The organism is Calothrix sp. NIES-2100 (genome assembly GCF_963875285.1).
Classification (GTDB): domain Bacteria; phylum Cyanobacteriota; class Cyanobacteriia; order Cyanobacteriales; family Nostocaceae; genus Aulosira.
The window spans coordinates 4,768,512-4,785,964 of sequence record NZ_CAWNLA010000001.1; the positions used below are offsets into that span (position 1 = coordinate 4,768,512).

The 17,453-nt window shown below is 42.0% G+C and carries 16 protein-coding genes; 9 read left to right on the forward strand and 7 right to left on the reverse strand.

What is annotated here, in order from left to right:
* Window positions 1–104 precede the first annotated feature (104 nt).
* A complete protein-coding gene (locus tag AACU32_RS19630; RefSeq protein WP_096602489.1) occupies window positions 105–866 on the forward strand; it encodes an LmeA family phospholipid-binding protein in 762 nt (253 codons plus the stop codon).
* A gap of 97 nt (window positions 867–963) precedes the next feature.
* Window positions 964–2,658: a beta-carotene ketolase CrtO gene (crtO, locus tag AACU32_RS19635; RefSeq protein ID WP_096602491.1), complete on the forward strand. Its 1,695-nt coding sequence runs from the start codon at window positions 964–966 to the stop codon at window positions 2,656–2,658.
* A 430-nt stretch (window positions 2,659–3,088) separates the two neighbouring features.
* Here crtO and AACU32_RS19640 read toward each other — a convergent pair whose 3' ends face one another.
* The gene (locus AACU32_RS19640; protein ID WP_096608081.1) at window positions 3,089–4,570 is read right to left on the reverse strand and encodes a site-2 protease family protein; all 1,482 of its coding nucleotides are present in this window, start codon (window positions 4,568–4,570) and stop codon (window positions 3,089–3,091) included.
* Between the two features lie 194 nt (window positions 4,571–4,764).
* On the opposite strand from AACU32_RS19640, the gene AACU32_RS19645 reads away from it, so the two are divergent.
* On the forward strand, window positions 4,765–5,475 hold the full coding sequence (locus tag AACU32_RS19645; RefSeq protein ID WP_096602493.1) for an MBL fold metallo-hydrolase: 711 nt from the start codon (window positions 4,765–4,767) through the stop codon (window positions 5,473–5,475).
* A 47-nt stretch (window positions 5,476–5,522) separates the two neighbouring features.
* Here the strand turns inward: AACU32_RS19645 and AACU32_RS19650 are convergent, their stop codons facing one another.
* Both AACU32_RS19650 and ctpA read right to left on the reverse strand, forming a co-directional pair.
* Window positions 5,523–5,774, reverse strand: a complete 252-nt coding sequence (locus AACU32_RS19650; protein WP_096602495.1) for a hypothetical protein — start codon at window positions 5,772–5,774, stop codon at window positions 5,523–5,525.
* Between the two features lie 466 nt (window positions 5,775–6,240).
* On the reverse strand, window positions 6,241–7,497 hold the full coding sequence (ctpA, locus tag AACU32_RS19655; RefSeq protein WP_096602497.1) for a carboxyl-terminal processing protease CtpA: 1,257 nt from the start codon (window positions 7,495–7,497) through the stop codon (window positions 6,241–6,243).
* Between the two features lie 407 nt (window positions 7,498–7,904).
* Between ctpA and petB the strand changes: the two genes are divergently transcribed.
* The 3 genes from petB (at window position 7,905) to AACU32_RS19670 (ending at window position 9,976) form a co-directional block, all read left to right on the forward strand.
* A complete protein-coding gene (petB, locus tag AACU32_RS19660; protein ID WP_096602499.1) occupies window positions 7,905–8,552 on the forward strand; it encodes a cytochrome b6 in 648 nt (215 codons plus the stop codon).
* A gap of 223 nt (window positions 8,553–8,775) precedes the next feature.
* Window positions 8,776–9,258 (forward strand): cytochrome b6-f complex subunit IV, encoded by a 483-nt coding sequence (gene petD / locus AACU32_RS19665; RefSeq protein ID WP_045867443.1) that lies wholly within the window; start codon window positions 8,776–8,778, stop codon window positions 9,256–9,258.
* 280 nt (window positions 9,259–9,538) lie between these two features.
* The gene (locus tag AACU32_RS19670; protein WP_096602501.1) at window positions 9,539–9,976 is read left to right on the forward strand and encodes an ATP-binding protein; all 438 of its coding nucleotides are present in this window, start codon (window positions 9,539–9,541) and stop codon (window positions 9,974–9,976) included.
* A 125-nt stretch (window positions 9,977–10,101) separates the two neighbouring features.
* On the opposite strand, the gene tsaB is transcribed toward AACU32_RS19670, so the two are convergent.
* Complete coding sequence (gene tsaB / locus AACU32_RS19675) at window positions 10,102–10,758, reverse strand: tRNA (adenosine(37)-N6)-threonylcarbamoyltransferase complex dimerization subunit type 1 TsaB (protein WP_096602503.1); 657 nt, start codon at window positions 10,756–10,758, stop codon at window positions 10,102–10,104.
* 260 nt (window positions 10,759–11,018) lie between these two features.
* Window positions 11,019–11,267, reverse strand: coding sequence for a Ycf34 family protein (locus AACU32_RS19680; RefSeq protein ID WP_096602505.1), 249 nt, complete (start codon window positions 11,265–11,267; stop codon window positions 11,019–11,021).
* An 86-nt stretch (window positions 11,268–11,353) separates the two neighbouring features.
* On the opposite strand from AACU32_RS19680, the gene AACU32_RS19685 reads away from it, so the two are divergent.
* The 3 genes from AACU32_RS19685 to AACU32_RS19695 all read left to right on the forward strand — a co-directional run bounded on the left by AACU32_RS19685 (window position 11,354) and on the right by AACU32_RS19695 (window position 14,354).
* Window positions 11,354–12,640 carry a CCA tRNA nucleotidyltransferase gene (locus AACU32_RS19685; protein ID WP_339378693.1) on the forward strand — a complete coding sequence of 429 codons (1,287 nt, stop codon included), beginning with the start codon at window positions 11,354–11,356 and terminating at the stop codon, window positions 12,638–12,640.
* Between the two features lie 430 nt (window positions 12,641–13,070).
* Entirely contained in the window at window positions 13,071–13,205 is a 135-nt protein-coding gene (locus tag AACU32_RS19690; protein WP_339378694.1) for a helix-turn-helix transcriptional regulator, read from the forward strand.
* Between the two features lie 210 nt (window positions 13,206–13,415).
* Window positions 13,416–14,354 carry a hypothetical protein gene (locus AACU32_RS19695; RefSeq protein WP_096602509.1) on the forward strand — a complete coding sequence of 313 codons (939 nt, stop codon included), beginning with the start codon at window positions 13,416–13,418 and terminating at the stop codon, window positions 14,352–14,354.
* A gap of 280 nt (window positions 14,355–14,634) precedes the next feature.
* Here the strand turns inward: AACU32_RS19695 and AACU32_RS19700 are convergent, their stop codons facing one another.
* Together AACU32_RS19700 and AACU32_RS19705 are read right to left on the reverse strand one after the other, a co-directional pair.
* Window positions 14,635–15,660 carry an ABC transporter permease gene (locus tag AACU32_RS19700; RefSeq protein ID WP_096602511.1) on the reverse strand — a complete coding sequence of 342 codons (1,026 nt, stop codon included), beginning with the start codon at window positions 15,658–15,660 and terminating at the stop codon, window positions 14,635–14,637.
* A gap of 127 nt (window positions 15,661–15,787) precedes the next feature.
* Complete coding sequence (locus AACU32_RS19705) at window positions 15,788–17,437, reverse strand: ABC transporter substrate-binding protein (protein WP_096602513.1); 1,650 nt, start codon at window positions 17,435–17,437, stop codon at window positions 15,788–15,790.
* Window positions 17,438–17,453: the final 16 nt, after the last annotated feature.

The window sequence follows — 17,453 nt, forward strand, 5'->3', positions numbered from 1 at the left end:
TTATTTCTCATCTTCCAAATAGCATATACCATACTATAGATACCATCCTGAGCCTGCAAAGACTAAATTGAGTAGGTAAGCGGATACTAGGAGTATACAAACTCATGCCAGATCAGCAAAATTTGGAGGAGCAAATACTATCACAAGCAGCAGAAAACACCATAACCAACCGACTAGATGAAGTAGAAAAAATCGATGTAGATGTGCGAACAGATTTGTTGAAAGTAGCCCAGGGACAAGTGGAAGAAGTTTCCCTGAGTGGTAAAGGGTTGGTGCTGCAAAAAGATATCCGAATACAAGAAATAAAAGTCAAAACAGATAGCATTGCTGTCAATCCTTTAAGTGCTATTTTTGGGCAAATAGAACTGAATGAGCCAGTAAATGCGATCGCCCGCATTGTCATGACAGAGGTAGATATTAACTCCGCCCTCTCCTCAGATTTAATTAAAAGCCAGACACTAATTTGGAAATTAAATGTAGATGATGAAATTGTCAGTTTACAGCTGCAACAAATCCAGGTATCGCTCCCAGGTAGCGCTAAAATAGAATTTAGCGGCACAGTGTTGATCAAAGAAAAGGGACAAAGCCGTCTGTTAGGTTTTACTGCAAGGGTTTGCCCACCTACACATTCACAGCCCTTGATATTGGAAAGTTTCAACTGTACTCAGGGAGAGGGAATTTCAATCCCCCTAATTACAACCTTAATGCCGCAGATCAAAGAATTGCTGAAATCATCTTCTTTTGTCTGGGAAAATATGAAATTAAGCCTCAAAGATATAGAGGTCAAATCAGACAATCTCATCCTTTTAGTAGAAGCGCATGTCAAACAAATACCATCTCCAGAAAATCTGCCTATCAGTAAGTAAAATATCAGGAAATTGGCTCAAGCTTTACTTAGTATTTGTGCGTTAAACTACTTTCATTCTTTGTAATATCAAACTAACTCATCTGTAATTTCCGAATATGCAAGAATACGATGTTGTAATTATTGGTGCAGGACATAACGGTCTAGTTTGTGCTGCTTATTTACTGAAAGCTGGCTATAGTGTTCTGCTACTAGAAAAGCGTTCTGTTCCTGGTGGCGCAGCTACCACGGAAGAATGTTTACCTCAAGAAGCGCCGGGATTTAAATTTAACTTGTGTGCTATTGATCACGAATTTATTCATTTGGGGCCAGTTGTTGAAGAATTAGAACTAGAAAAATACGGTTTGGAATATTTGGAATGCGATCCAGTAGTTTTCTGTCCCCATCCTGATGGCAAATATTTTTTAGCGCATAAATCTGTAGAAAAAACTTGTGCAGAAATTGCTCGTTACAATCAACGTGATGCGAAAAAATACGCCGAATTTACCGACTATTGGCAACGGGCATTAGGTGCAATGATTCCGATGTTTAATGCACCACCAAAATCAATTATAGATATCCTAGGCAACTACGATATTACAAAAATCAAAGATTTAGTTTCTGTCATTGGTTCGCCTAACAAAACGCTGGACTTTATCCGCACCATGTTAACCAGCGCTGAAGATTTACTTAACGAGTGGTTTGATGAAGAATTTCTCAAAGCACCCCTAGCCAGATTAGCAGCAGAACTCGGCGCACCACCATCACAAAAAACCATTGCTATTGGTGCAATTATGATGGCAATGCGTCACAATCCGGGTATGGCTAGACCTCGCGGTGGTACTGGCGCACTTGTCAAAGCTTTGGTGAATTTAGTTACTAGTAAAGGTGGCGTAATTCTCACAGATCAACATGTGGAAAAGGTGTTGATAGATGATAAAAAAGCAGTAGGTGTACGGGTCGGTGGCGGTAAAGAATATCGAGCTAAATACGGTGTTATTTCTAATATTGATGCCAAACGGTTATTCTTACAAATGACTGATAAAAGTGATATTGATGCAGTCGATCCAGATTTGTGGGAACGATTAGACAGACGCATTGTCAACAACAATGAAACGATTCTCAAAATAGATTTAGCTTTGGATGAACCACTGCACTTTCCCTACCATGCGCATAAAGATGAATATCTAATTGGCTCAATTTTGATTGCCGATTCTGTTGCCCATGTGGAACAAGCCCATAGTAAATGTACTTTAGGAGAAATTCCTGATTCTGACCCATCAATGTATGTAGTCATGCCCAGTGCTTTAGATCCAACTTTAGCACCACCGGGTAAACATACTGTATGGATTGAATTTTTTGCCCCTTATCAAATAGCAGGTGCAGAAGGTACAGGTTTGAAAGGTACAGGTTGGACAGATGAATTAAAAAATCAAGTTGCAGATAGAGTTGTTGATAAATTAGCGACCTATTCACCTAATGTGAAAAATGCAACAATTGCCCGTCGTGTAGAAAGTCCAGCAGAATTGGGAGAAAGATTAGGCGCTTACAAAGGAAATTATTACCACGTTGATATGTCCCTAGATCAGATGGTATTTTTCCGCCCATTACCAGAAATAGCAAACTACAAAACACCAATTGATAATCTATTTTTAACGGGTGCGGGAACACATCCCGGTGGTTCAATTTCGGGGATGCCGGGACGCAATTGTGCTAGGGTGTTTTTACAAACAAAACATCCCATCGCCCAAACATTGAAGGATGCTAGAGATTCAATTAAGTCTACTGTAGAGTCGGTATTTGGAATTATGTAGTTTTTAGCGAAAGGCGCAAAGATATGAAGGAATATTTTGTATCTTTGCGTTTCTACAGGGAATTGTTAAATATAGTAATCTTATGTGAGTTGTGAAAAATATTTTTTTAACGTAGACGCGTTCGCGGAGCGTTGCCGCAGGCTAGCGGCTTCCCGTTCGACGCAGTCGTTCCCGCAGGGTAGGGTACCGCAAAGGCGCAAAGGACACGAAGAAAGAAAATAAGGAGAGGATAAACCCTACCCCTTTTTCATCCTCGCTTAGATAAATGGTCTGAGCATTTTGTGGGGAATCATGATGGCACAAAAGTTGAGGGTATGACTAAAATTGTTTGTGCTACAGTCGTGCGTCTACGAATGAATCATCTAGTTATAGTTTTTGCTCGTAGAAGTTGGGTAATCAGCGGTTGGTATCCGGCGATGGACTAAACTATTTAAATCTGCAAGAGGTTAGCGATCGCCTGGGGTAATGGCAGTACAATGATCACTAATAAAGCCATTGATAATAAACCCAAAATATCGCGTTTATTATCCAGTTCTGTGACATCGTTGAGCGCAGGTTCATCAACCAATGGTACAAGTAATAAGATGATTGCCCAGACGAAATATTCAGACTGGATAAAAGACAGTAATAACAGCAACAAACGCGCCATTTGACCAATGGCGATCGCGGTTCTTTGTCCAAAGATGGCGTGGACAATATGACCCCCGTCTAATTGTCCCACCGGCATCAAATTTAATGCCGTCACAATTAATCCTAAAAACCCGGCTATGGCGACTGGATGTAAGTCAATAGCTGATTTTGCGGTTAATAAATTCCCCAGTGCTAATTTTGAAAGCACTGCTAGCAAGATGGAATATTTAGGATTAACAGCATCCGGGTTTAACATTCCAGTTTTTGCGGTCAGAGGAACTATCTCAGAATGAGCTAAACCCCAAATTAATAAAGGTAAAGTCACAATAAAGCCCGCAAGTGGGCCAGCGATACTCACATCAAATAAAGCTTTGCGGTTAGGAATCGGACTCCGCATCTGAATAAATGCCCCAAAGGTTCCTAAGAAAAAAGGTATGGGGATAAAATAGGGCAAAGTGGAGCGAATTTTGTAGTATCTAGCTGTCAAATAGTGACCTAGTTCATGGATGCCCAAAATAGTCATTAATCCTAAAGCATAAGGCAATCCTTGGAGCAAAAGTTGAGGGTTAGATTGTATTGCTTTGGGATCGATATCAGCAATTAATGTTCCCACCCAGGTAGTAGTTAACAAAGTAGCGACTAACAGCAAGAGTGCTAAAGCTGGTCGCGTTAACTGTTCTTGTGGTTTAGAATTAATCGCTTTACCGCCTTGAGTATTGGGAACAAGCACAAAGAACGGTTTGCTATTGATTCCTTCTTGAAATATCAGTAAAAAGCGATCGCCAAATTGTGCTTCGATATTAGACTTAATTTGCTGGTAAGCCTGAGTGGGTGAAGTTCGCAATTGACCGCGACAAATCACCGCCTGGGGTCGATACTCAATATTTTGGATGTAGTATGTAGACCAGGGAAAGCAATTTCGCAGCTGGGTTTCTTCCGTTGGTTCAATGGGACGCACTGTCACTGGTTCTGCGGTAGGATGGATAGCCGATTGTGATTCTACAATAGCGGATGGTTCTGTCTGTTTATCTTTGGGCGATCGCCTTCCCCATTGAAATAACAGCCAGTATAACAAAATACAGATGATTGATGGCCACAGGATCAGCCCTGGTGGCGGTTGTACTTTTGTGCCATACCTCAGTGTCCATGCGCTCAACAAAAATGCTGGTGTCATTAAAACCAGCCACAACAACCAGACAGGTGTCTGGGTGCTATGAGCGACGACACGCTGCACCATTAGATAAGTAGCCAGTCCCAGTAACAGGAGAAACCAAAATGTCATTTGCTCTTCGGTAATTTGGAAACGATGTCCTACTAGTAGGGTTAGCACCACAGCTTTCACTACTAGCCAGACTATAAAAACCCCAATTTTTTCCACTAAGGTTAACAGCAGTTGTTAACTCTCCAGCTTCGGTGCTGAAGAAGTTTAACTCTGTAACCAGATTGATTACAACTCCTCAGTTTCGGTTTTTGCTTATGTGCCCCTTACCCCAACAGCCAAGTCATACAGTTAAGCCACCACGGGCTGTGCTCTCTTACGAAGTTCCGATCGCCGGAAGCCGGCGCTCGGACTTCGCGCTTAATAGCATTTATGCTTTTCCACCAAATCGGGACACATTAGGCGGAACCTCTTATTTTATTGTAAGAAATGAAAGCAATATCCTGATTGATTGCCCTGCTTTAGAAGAGACAAATTTAGATTTTTTGCGATCGCATGGCGGTGTGCGCTGGCTATTTATCACTCATCGCGGTGCTATTGGTAAAACAGCCGAAATTCAGCCAGCCTTGGGTTGCGAGGTTGTCATTCAAGAGCAAGAAGCTTATTTATTACCCGGATTAACTGTTACTACCTTCGGCTCTGAACTCACCTTAGATTCAGCAACCCAAATAATTTGGACACCAGGACATTCTCCTGGCTCATCTTGCCTATATTATAATCACTTGGGGGGAGTGTTGTTTTCTGGTCGCCACTTAGTACCCAATCTCCAGGGCGAACCAGTACCATTACGCACAGCCAAAACCTTTCACTGGCCGCGACAAATCAAAAGTCTTCAGTACCTCTTAGAACGCTTTACACCAGAAACTCTGCAATACCTTTGTCCTGGTGCAAATACAGGTTTCTTGAGAGGCAAAGGTGCGATCGCTCAAGCTTACCAACTTCTGTCTCAATTTGAAGAATCGGGATGAGGGGCTGTTGACCGTTGACGGTTGACGGTTGACTGTTGACTGTTGACCTAAGCCACTGTTTTGATGCTGTTGATACCGTGACTCATCCACTGCATTAATAGCCATTGATTAGCAGGCTTGTCTAGCGCGGGTAGGACGCGAAAGTTAAAAACTTGGTCCCAAACCTCCTCCCCATGTTGGGAAACAAAAGCTTGCTCTAGCTCTTGAAACTGAGCATAATCTTTGTTACCGATAGCTGTAAGCATACCTACGATGTCATTTACGGGGATCTGAGTAGCTGTTAATTGTGCTTCTGTCATTGTTTTTTGTCCCTAAATATACAAATATATCTAAGTAAGCCCCGCTTAGTGTCGATAATTTCGATTAAATCCTTGTCCTTGATTCTAGCGAGAGAAAAGCAAGCAAGCTCTGACGCTGCGGCTGACCAATCCCTAGTTTCCGTTCGCCAGTCCCAATCCTCCCCCGATAGTCTCTCAGGCTCGTTATCTTCAGTTCAGTCATTACTCTGCTGTGGATAAAAATTCTCTCGCAATCAATTCCTCTGTAACCTCTTATCTCTGTCTTGAAAAGTTCTGAGCGCCGGCTTCCGGCGATCAGACTTTTCGCTGTTTACTCTGTGCCTCTGTGGTTCAATAAAATACTTTTGAACCGCAGAGGACGCAGCGAAAAGTTCCTCGAAGCCGGGTTCCCCGGCGTAGGAAACTTTTCAAGACAGAGGGCGCAGAGAAAAAACAGATTTTTCAAGTCACCTTGACAGGGCTACCCCTAACCCCTAGCCCCTAGCCCTACCAATACCGAGTTTTTCGTCAACAATTCCACAGCTGCTTGATATTGTTGATCTGCTTGGGTACCAATCTGGTCACGGGTAATTGCCTCTTGGGGAATAACTTTGTCTGGTTTGATACCTAGTTTGTTGATATCTCGGTGTTGTGGGGTTTCATACTTAGCAATTGTGACTGCCAAGCCGGAACCATCTGATAATTCAAACAAGGACTGAATTAAGCCTTTGCCAAAGGTGGTTTCGCCTACTAGTTGGGCACGACCGTTATCTTGGAGTGCGCCGGCGAGAATTTCACTGGCACTGGCAGTTCCTTGATTGACTAAAATAACTAACGGATCTTTTGTGAGTGCGGGGCCAAATGCCTCAAAACTGCCTTGAATTCCCTGGCGATTGACGGTGTAAACTATGGTTCCCGAGTCTAACCACAGGCGGGCAATTTCGATACCGGCTTGCAATAGCCCACCAGGATTATTACGCAAATCCAGAATGTAGGCGGCAGCACCTTTGTTTTCTAAATCATTAATGGCGTGTGCTACCTCCATTGAGGCATTGGCATTAAACTGATTCAGGCGGAGGTAGCCAACAGGTGTACTTTGGGGAGTCATGCGCAATTCGGAAACTACGGGGTTTAAAGCAATGCGATCGCGCATCACTCTTTTTTCTGTTTCTCCCTCGCCATCCCGTTCGATTAACAGCGTCACCAAACTGCCAATAGGCCCCCGCATTTTCGCCGCCGCTTCATCTAGGGTGAGATTTTCGGTGGAGACACCTTCAATTTTAATAATGCGATCGCGTGGTCTAATTCCGGCTTTGTCTGCTGGTGAACCTGCGATCGGTGCTACCACTTCTAACTTACCAGTCTGGGGGTCTAAAGCAATTTGCAAACCCACCCCTGTCAATTCTCCAGATGTATTTACCTGTAAACTGCGGTATTGTTCTGGATCTAAAAAGCGGGTAAAAGGGTCATCCAAGCTTTTGAGCATATCCTGAATTGCGGCATAAGCCGCTTGGTGGTTTTTCAATGGCTTCTCCAGAGCCTTTTGCCGCACCGTCGCCCAGTTTTGATGATTAAATGTGTCATCTAGATAAGTTCGATTGACAATTCGCCATACTTCTGATAATAATTTTTGATCCTCGGTCAAAGCTGCTGCTGGCTGGATGAGTATACCCAGTGCCAAGCCAACTGCTATTAGCAATGAAAATCCCAGCCGAAAAACTTTTTTGTTGATGAACAAGCCCATGTTGAATTCCACCTTCACCCAAATTGCCTAGAACTGCCCAGTTGCTTTGTTTTTGATGAAATCTATCTCTCGATTATGTTACTTTTTTTATAGAAGTGGTGCATAGCTCTTAATCAAGTTGTTAGGTCAGCTGATTAGCTTGCATCCCACCCAACACACGATAAGATCTACTATGTGACGACTATTCGGATTGTTGGGTTGTCCAAAAAACGCAATACATAACATGTTTACAGAGTGTTAAGTTTATTAAAAGTCTGATCACTCTGAATCCTTAACGTATTCCGGCAACCTCATCCACCCTCAGCATCGCAGGGTGGGGAAAGACCAAACTCCTCTTTACTAAAATCCCAAAATTGCTAATTGGGAGATTTATCAACCGCAACTGATTTTTAGGAACTTGAGATTGTATGGCGAACGTTTACGACTGGTTTGAGGAGCGCTTGGAGATTCAAGCACTCGCTGAAGATGTTACTAGCAAGTACGTTCCTCCCCACGTCAATATTTTCTACTGCTTGGGTGGCATTACCCTGGTTTGCTTTCTCATCCAGTTTGCGACTGGATTTGCCATGACGTTCTACTACAAGCCGACTGTTACTGAAGCTTTCTCCTCAGTGCAGTACATCATGACAGAAGTAAACTTCGGCTGGTTGATTCGCTCCATTCACCGCTGGTCTGCCAGCATGATGGTGTTGATGATGATTTTGCACGTCTTTCGCGTATACCTCACAGGTGGTTTCAAAAAGCCCCGCGAATTGACTTGGGTAAGTGGTGTCATCCTAGCTGTAATCACTGTTTCTTTTGGCGTGACAGGTTACTCACTACCTTGGGATCAAGTAGGCTACTGGGCTGTGAAAATCGTTAGCGGTGTTCCAGAAGCAATTCCCGTGGTTGGGGTTCTAATTTCTGACTTGCTGCGTGGTGGTTCTAGTGTTGGTCAAGCAACCCTAACCCGCTACTACAGCGCCCACACCTTTGTTCTGCCCTGGTTGATTGCGGTTTTCATGCTGTTCCACTTCCTGATGATCCGCAAACAAGGCATTTCTGGTCCTTTGTAATTTCCGCCTGAGCTATAAAAGGCAACAGCAATCAGTTTCAAGATCGAGTTGTTTGTTTTAAACTGATGAACAATGAGAACAACGAAAACTTGATATCTTAACCTGAAAGCTGAAGAAACCCGCCTGCGTGTACAGCATTTCTGTCCGCAGGTAGGTTTTGCCTGATGGCTGATGGCTGTCACAAATGCTTTAATTCAACTTAAGCAGGAGAGCATATTTAAAAATGTCAACACAGAAAAAACCCGATCTCAGCGATCCTATTCTCAGAGCCAAACTGGCTAAAGGTATGGGCCATAACTACTATGGTGAACCAGCTTGGCCTAATGACCTACTGTACGTATTTCCCATCGTGATCATGGGATCGTTCGCTTGTATTGTGGCGCTAGCAGTGCTAGATCCAGCCATGAACGGTGAACCAGCGAATCCTTTTGCCACACCATTGGAAATTTTACCAGAGTGGTACTTGTACCCTGTATTCCAAATTTTGCGATCGCTTCCTAACAAACTCCTAGGAGTTTTAGCGATGGCTTCAGTACCACTGGGACTGATCCTCGTTCCCTTTATCGAGAGTGTCAACAAGTTCCAAAACCCCTTCCGCCGTCCCGTTGCAACTACAGTATTCCTGTTTGGGACGCTGGTAACTCTGTGGTTAGGTATTGGTGCTGCCTTACCATTAGATAAATCTTTGACTTTGGGACTATTCTAAATTAGTCTTCAAAAAGCACTTTGACGCCTGTAATTTTCAAAAGCATGTACCGAATTGATTTTCGATGACGATCAGCCTGACTTAGATAGCAGCGATCGCTCATAATTCTGGTAATATGTGCTTGTGAAAAAAATCTACAGGCGTCAATTTTTATAATATAGGTTGCATCTTGGATATTTAGTTTTGGATTTCACAGCTCTTTCAAAATCTAAACACCCACAAATACCAAAAATATATATTGTCAGCTACTCATCACTTACTAATATTCAAGTCAAGGTCAATGCTTAGCATCGTGCAGCGAGACCATCTGACGGTGAAGAGCGAATTAAAGCTCCTAAACCAGGTGCAACAATGGTTTGAGAAATTTTGTCGGCAAAATTTGTCTCAAATAGGTTGGTTAGAAAACCAACTCTATAAACTCAACTTAGCATTAGCAGAAGGCTTTACAAACGCAGTTCGTCATGCTCACTCTGCTTTACCGCCGGAAACAATGATCGAGATTGAGGTTTGTCTGTGGATTGACAAACTGGAAATGAGAATTTGGGATTATGGACAACCTTTTAATCCTGATGCGATCGCCGAACCAAAACCAGGTACTCTCCAAGTAGGAGGGTATGGCTGGTTTTTACTCAGACGCTTGACCGATCGTGTTGTCTACGAACGTGGTTCAGATGGGAGAAATTGTTTGGTAATTGTTAAATATGCTACAGAAAAATAGGGATTAGGCATTGGGCATGGGGCATTGGGCATTGGGCATGGGGCATTGGTCAATAGTCAATAGTCAATAGTCAGTTGTCAGTTGTTCCCCACACTCCCCACACTCCCCACACTTCCCACACTCCCTTACACCTCTACCGGATGCTGACCATAGTACGGTAAAGCCTCAGCCCAATGAGGACGCTTACCTTGTTGCCAATCTAGATGAGCTAGTGACAAAATACTGGTTACCGTCGCAGCTAATCCGGATTTGGCTTCAATTAATTGATAAGTTGTCTGCCAATTTGCTAAAGTTTCCTGCCATAGTTCTGGTGTAAATACTGTGTCTGGTAATAAAGCTGTTAGTCCTAAAGCATCAGGCTGAAGTTGATAAATCGCACCAAAAACTTGACCTCTTTGAGCCGCCATTTGGATTGCGATCGCATCGGCTGTTTGATTTTTGCTGATTTCTGTCCAAGCGACTGCGGCTAAAGTAGAAACCGGGAATACAGGAATCTCTAACTGTTGTCCTAAAGTCCGCGCCAGAACAACCCCAATCCGCGTTCCTGTAAAGCCACCAGGCCCTTTGGCTACTGCTAAAAATGCCAAATCTGACCAAGTTTGTGGTTGGATAAATTCAATTAAGTATTGATGTATCAGGCTGGATAAATCACGCCCTAAATTCCATACTTGAGAGCGAGAGTCACCTGCAAAATTATTAATTACCAACCCTAATTCAGGAGTTGTAGTGTGCAGTGCCAAACCGTATTTTGTGACTGCGAGATGTTCTAGTTCAGTAGTCAAAATTAATTTACATATATATAAGTTTTCTAACTTTAGAAAAAAGCGTATTTAAAAGTCAACTCAAGTATGAAGTAGTAGGGGCGGGTTTACCCAGATCGTCGTTGCTCAATGAGGATATTTGTGAACCCGCCCGTACTGAAATTACCTTACCTATAAAAGGATGGGTCAATCTGGATTGTAACAATTATCAATTCATCCTCGCTTGTGGCAAGATGCTCCATGTTGACATCTTTTATCCTTCATCCTTCATCCTTTGTTCGTCAGGTTGGGACTAATTCGCCGGGACGCAACTTCGCCCACTTACCAGTTTCTTGTTTAAAGCTGAGACAACCGACTACATCCCATTCCATTTCAATGATCTCCCCTTTGGTGCGGATGTTAACATTGATGGAAGGTTCATTAGGGTCAAAAGTGGGTGTTTCAGTCAAGTGGGGCTGTTGGTGCTGCGTTTCTACAGCATGATAGGTTAAACAGCGGTCTACATAGTGGCAATTCACGCAAATACACATAATAGAACCAACTCCAGGAACCTTTATTGTTAATCTAGCTTAAGCCAAACTGATATTCACTAGTTGCTGGGTTGATTTTTGTGACAATGCAAAATATATTTTCTTCTACCTTAGCTCCGGAAAATTGGCCTTTTGACCTAGCATTATTGCCGCAACCAGCATACATGGTAGGTGGTGCGGTCAGGGATGCCCTATTGGGTAGAAGTCGCGAGTATTTAGATTTAGATTTTGTTATTCCCACAGATGCAGTTAAGGTAGCACGAGCGATCGCTCAACATTATCAAGCGGGTTTTGTTTTACTCGATCCGCAACGCCAAATTGCGCGTGTAGTCTTCCCCAACGCTACAGTTGATATTGCCCAACAGGAGGGAGAGAGTTTAGAAACTGATTTACACAGGCGGGATTTTACAGTTAATGCGATCGCTTACAATCCTCATACCCAAGAAATTATCGATCCTCTTCAAGGCTTGGCTGATTTAGAAAAGTGCGTTTTACGCATGATCTCACCAGCTAACTTAGAAGACGATCCTTTACGGTTACTGCGCGGCTATCGTCAATCAGCCCAACTGGGTTTTACTATCGAACCCACTACCCAGCAAACAATTCGTTCTTTGTCCGCATATATTACTACAGTAGCAGCAGAACGAGTTAGGGTAGAAATCGGCTATTTATTGGCTATACCTCAAGGTACTGCGGCGATCGCCACTGCTTGGGATGATGGTGTACTTGCACCTTTCTTTAAAAACGCCACAGGTGAAAGCTTTCTAAAAATCGCAGCTGTTGATACAGCAGCTGCTTTCATCGCTAAAAATTGGCAGCCTCTAGGAGTGGAACTGCAAGATTACATCCGCGATACCATCAAAACCACTCGCTTAGGTATCGCCAAACTTGCTTGTCTTGTCCACCCCGATCCCGAAGCTGCGGAAATAGAGCTAATCCAACTAACCTACAGCCGTGCTGAAATTCAAGCTGTCACCACAGCCATAAGACTGTTGCCCAGGCTAAAATTAGCAAATATGACTTTGAAAGAACAGTATTTTTTCTTTCAGGAAGCAGGCACTGTATTTAGTACTGCTGTAGCGTTGGCCTTAGCTTGTGATAATCTGGTAGAGGCGATGTCTGGCGACAAGTCGCTCTGCGTCTACGCACCTTTAATCGGCCGCTACCTGAACCCTGATGATCTGGTCGCTCATCCCGCTCAAATTGTGAGTGGGAAGGAGATTATTATAGCATTAAATCTCTCTCCATCGCCATTAATTGGCAAAATTCTCACAGAAATTGCTATAGCGCAGGCCGAAGGAAAAATCTCCACACCAAAAGAGGCGATCGCATTTGCAGCTAGCTTACTTGATTCCCCATCGGAGAATCAATAGTTGTGAATTTCCCAGCTATTGTGAAGACTCAAAAGACTTCGTAAAACTAGCTGTGTGGTTATGACTCGCACTGAGTAAGGTTGTGAATGTCTGCGCTCGTACTACCGATCGAGGCTGAGTCAGATGGTTAGCGATCTTCTCTGTTATTAGATTGTGCGATCGCTCTTGGCAAATCTACAGTTCTCAGAAGTTTTGTCACACCAGAAAATTCAAATTTCATGACACTATAATACTGAGATTTCTATAGTTGATAAGCAGAAATACTTATTTATAAAATATTGTAGTATATTATATTATTTTCAATCTAACGCCAATGATTTAAACATTTTTGACTTGAGAAATTTTATTTTTTTAAATAAAAAATAGCTCATGAAAATCTCGGTATGAGTACTATGAAAAATACTGTAAACGCAGATGCAGAGAAACCGAGATTTGGTATCTTCGCCAAACTAATTATAGCTACAAACAAATAGCCTCCAAGCTTTACATGAGCGTCAATACAGTGAAACAGCACATGAAAAATATTTATTTCAAGCGCCAATTATTTCTGGAAAGTGCAGAGTAGCTGGTGTATTAATAATTTAGAGAAACTACTTAGGAACTAGAAATACTTTTTTTAGTTTTTCGTCTGATGAGGTATACAGACGAGACTTCTCAAATTTTCACTACATACTGCGTAATATCTATTTAGTGGCATACTAATCCAAAAATTACAAACTTTTACAGGTGCATCAATACTAGAACCTAAATTATTAAATTAAAGTCACATTCTCCTATGTTGAAAATCAATCGATTCTGGAACAAACTACGCCATCATATCCCACAAATGACTAGATTTTTATTGCTGATAGCTTTTAGCTGCACTTTAGTTGTCACAATTTTTTTAACATCTTCACAAGCACAATTATCCGGACAAACAGAATCTCCTGTAGTAGTGGGGTGGGAATTTGCAGAAATTCCAGAACTAAACAAAGCTTCTATTAAAGAAATTGAGTATGAGGGTGAATGTCCAGGTACAGACTCAGGTTCTAAGAAAGCTTGGTTTACTTCTAGTAAAACTCCTCCGGCTCCTAAAAGACGTGTAGTTGTTAAAAATGTCACTAGAGGTTTAGAAAGCAATCCCTATCCATACACAGATAGAGAATACGATAAAGGAAGGTCTTCTGAAAGCACCCAAATGGCTTTTGGAACAAACCATCGTGGTAGTTACTTAAGTGTTCTAGCTGGTGAAAATAAATTTGAATACGAGATTAAAGAAAATAACAAAGTGATTGATTCCGGCTCCTTCACATCTGTGATTGCTAAAGAAATTGATGTTAGACGTAGAGATTCTACAGTAACTAAAAATACTGTCTGTTCTAACTCAGCGGTTCCTCTCAATGTGTGTGCTGATATCCGCAGAAAAACTGAATACACTTGTCCAAACAACAAAATTCTTCGCTCCATTCTTGAGCCAGATAACTCGGAAACTTCCACACTCATCGCTAATCAGACATTTGGAGATATAGTGTATGTAATGAATGGTGATATACATACATTGCGCCCTGGAGAAAAAATACAATACACTGATAAATATTTAAATATTGAGTTTAATCCAACTTGCGCAAGTGGCTGTAGTCCAACAACTTCACCTCGCCAGCTGCAACCAGGTAAAAGATATCAATTTAAATCTTTATCTGGTTCCACAATTCAATTAGTTGACTATCCCAGATAAATTTTATGAAAAATCTCCATCGCCTTGGGGGTGGAGATTTTCGCCTAAACAACAACTATTTTTCTAGACAATAGAGTAGAACACTCAAAATAGGCGATCGCACTTCTTTTTTCTGATTATCAGACAGTAAGTTGCGATTACACTAATAATTTACTGGTAACAGCGCTTGTAACTAATATTATTTATAGCAATTGTAAATCATTCGTGAATAACAAGATCCCCGACTTCTTTCAGAAGTCGGGGATCTGAGGACTTACTGATTTTCACGAAATTCTCTGTCTTAATAACGAATTCGCGGATCGACGTAAGCATTTAAAATATCAATCAAAATACTGGCGCTGACGACGATCGCACCAAAAAACACCAGTACTCCTTGGACAGTGGGATAATCGCGATCGGAAATCGCTTGATACAATCTATTAGCTAACCCAGGCCAAGAAAATGTTACCTCAGTTAAAATCGCCCCACCCAACAGCGAAGCAAAGGTTAATCCCAAAACTGTAATTACTGGAATTAGAGCATTTTTTAAAGCATGGGAAACTAAAATCTTGCCTTCGGGAATACCTCTAGCCCTAGCAGCTTCTATATAATCTGCTTGGAGAGTTTGCTTTAAATTAACGCGCACAATCCGCTCAAAAATTCCACTCAGCAAAATTCCTAGAGTCAAGCTAGGAAGGGCGATATGGTGCAATGATATTAAAAATTGGCTGAAGTTACCAGCTAGTAAACTATCAATGGTATATAACCCAGTAATATGAGCCGGAGCAGGAAGATTTGGGGGGAAGCGGTTGGAATTGGGAAACCAACCCAGTTGTACTGAAAAAATTAACTGGAGAATCATCCCCGCCCAAAACATTGGGAGTGCATAGGTAATAATTCCAAATAAACGCCCCCCAGCATCAACAACTGTACCAGGACGAGAAGCTGAAAGCGTCCCAACTACAATTCCGACAATGAGTGCAACTGCCATACTACACACAGCTAACTCTACTGTCGCCGGAAAATATTGTCCAATGATGTCTCCAATATGCTGTCCCCGACTGGTTAAAGAAGTTCCCAAATCAAAACGCAGCAAGTTTCCCAAATAATTTAAATACTGTAACCACAAAGGTAAGTCTAAACCCAGTTGTTTCCGTAGTTCCGCTTTCGCACTTTCTGGCGCACGTCCACCGAGAATTGCATCGGCGGGATCTCCTGGTGTGGCTCTCAGTAAGAGAAATACAATGGTGATAATTGTTAATAGCTGAAGTGGTGCTAAAAGTAAACGCGAGACAATGTAATATTGTAGAGCTTTGGAGCGAGACATATTTATTTAGTCATTGGTCATTAGTGATTAGTCATTAGCCATTTACACAAGACAAATGACTAATGACAAAGCGCAAAGTCTGAGCGCCGGCTTCCGGCGAACAGAACTTTGCAAGAGAGGACAAAAACTACTTTTTAATCGGTTTATAAACTAAATTTTGCGTGGGGTCAAGTTGGACGTTGGTGACACCTTTTTGAGCAAAAACATAGTCTTTATTTTGCCATAAGGGAACATAAGGCACATCATTTGTTACTTGTTCTTGAATTTGGGTAAATATCTGCTTACGTGTTTCTGGATTTTGTTCTTTGCGTTGTTGATCGATCAGCTTATTGACGGCTTCATTGTAATAAAAAGAACCTTGACTTTGACTCCCACCATCTTCACATCCTTTGGCAACAGAACCTTTCTGACACGCTAAAAATGGTTGCACGTAATTATCAGGATCTAAAAAGTCGGGATACCAATCAAGTAAAGCGGCTGGATATAAACCCTTACCAATATCTTTAAAGAAGGTAGCACCTTCTACAGTGCTGATTTCCAATTGCAAGATCCCATCCATTTTTTGATCGACCAGTGATTTGAGTGTTTGTGCTACTAAACTTCGAGTAGGCGAACTCGCAGGATACCAAACTTGAATTTTTGCCGGATTTTCTTTAGAAAAACCAGCGCCAGTTAATAGTTGTTTCGCCTTATCAAAGTTAGCATCACCATATTTATCTTTAAATAAGGGCTGGGAAACATTAAATGTGGTCGGAATCATGCTGTAGAGTGCATCAGCTTGATTAAACAAGACTCGCTGATTTAATAGTTGACGGTCAATTAGGGAAGCGATCGCTTGTCTTACCTCTGGTTTATCCAACGGTTTCTGATTCCGGTTCAACACCATATAACTTACTACACTACCTTGAGCGCTAATCGCTTGCCAATCTCCTTTTTTTCCTCGTTCTTCTAAGCTACGGATTTGATCTGGTTGCAAAGAAAGATAGGCTACATCTAGTGCGCCTGTCCGGAAGGCGTTAAACAAGTTCACTGGACTAGTCTGAATTTGGACGTTAATACCTTTATTTGCTGGTTTTTCTCCCCAATATTTATCAAACACATCCAATCGCAGGGAATCAGTACCATATTGAGCTAATTTATAAGGGCCAGTTCCCACAAATGTTTCTGGCTTAAATTTCCCCGCACCCAGTTCGTAAGCTTTCGGCGAAAGTGGACAAACCCCAGAAAACGCCAGTAAAGAGGGAAACGCCGCAAAAGGTTTTTTCAACTTGATAGTTAACTCGTACTCACCCGTAGCTTTTACTGAATCTACAGTATCTGCTAGTAAAAATGAGGGTTTACCTTTATTTTCAATAAAGCGTTTAATAGTAAATACCATCGCCTCCGCATTAAAAGGAGTATCATCATGAAAAACTACTCCCTGACGTAAGGGGATGGTATAAGTTAAACCATCTGGACTGACTTTGGGTAATGCTGTCGCCAGTTGAGGTTTAATTTCTGTGCTACCAGGCTCATAAGTATAGAGGCGATCGCTCATATTAAATACTAAACCCAACGATGCCAACTCATAAGCATCAGCCGGATCTAGAGTTCTTGGCTTGGCTGTCGTCCCGATAGTTATCCGTCCATCCCCTGTAGCAGAATTCCCAGAACTAGTTGAGGTAGTTGTCTGTGAACGAGGCGTACAACTCACAACCAACAATAAACATAGACAGAATAAAGAGAGAAATTGTGTCATCCCTCTCCATCGTTTAACTGATATGGCAAACCTGGTCATAGAAATAAAAGTATTG

Coding starts and splice junctions, on each gene's coding strand:
- AACU32_RS19650 (WP_096602495.1), bottom strand. CDS start 5,774: ATGACAGAAGCACAATTAACAGCTACTCAGATCCCCGTAAATGACATC.
- AACU32_RS19640 (WP_096608081.1), bottom strand. CDS start 4,570: ATGACATTTTGGTTTCTCCTGTTACTGGGACTGGCTACTTATCTAATG.
- AACU32_RS19680 (WP_096602505.1), bottom strand. CDS start 11,267: ATGTGTATTTGCGTGAATTGCCACTATGTAGACCGCTGTTTAACCTAT.
- AACU32_RS19630 (WP_096602489.1), top strand. CDS start 105: ATGCCAGATCAGCAAAATTTGGAGGAGCAAATACTATCACAAGCAGCA.
- petD (WP_045867443.1), top strand. CDS start 8,776: ATGTCAACACAGAAAAAACCCGATCTCAGCGATCCTATTCTCAGAGCC.
- AACU32_RS19685 (WP_339378693.1), top strand. CDS start 11,354: ATGCAAAATATATTTTCTTCTACCTTAGCTCCGGAAAATTGGCCTTTT.
- ctpA (WP_096602497.1), bottom strand. CDS start 7,497: ATGGGCTTGTTCATCAACAAAAAAGTTTTTCGGCTGGGATTTTCATTG.
- AACU32_RS19670 (WP_096602501.1), top strand. CDS start 9,539: ATGCTTAGCATCGTGCAGCGAGACCATCTGACGGTGAAGAGCGAATTA.
- petB (WP_096602499.1), top strand. CDS start 7,905: ATGGCGAACGTTTACGACTGGTTTGAGGAGCGCTTGGAGATTCAAGCA.
- AACU32_RS19700 (WP_096602511.1), bottom strand. CDS start 15,660: ATGTCTCGCTCCAAAGCTCTACAATATTACATTGTCTCGCGTTTACTT.
- AACU32_RS19645 (WP_096602493.1), top strand. CDS start 4,765: ATGTGCCCCTTACCCCAACAGCCAAGTCATACAGTTAAGCCACCACGG.
- AACU32_RS19695 (WP_096602509.1), top strand. CDS start 13,416: ATGTTGAAAATCAATCGATTCTGGAACAAACTACGCCATCATATCCCA.
- crtO (WP_096602491.1), top strand. CDS start 964: ATGCAAGAATACGATGTTGTAATTATTGGTGCAGGACATAACGGTCTA.
- AACU32_RS19705 (WP_096602513.1), bottom strand. CDS start 17,437: ATGACCAGGTTTGCCATATCAGTTAAACGATGGAGAGGGATGACACAA.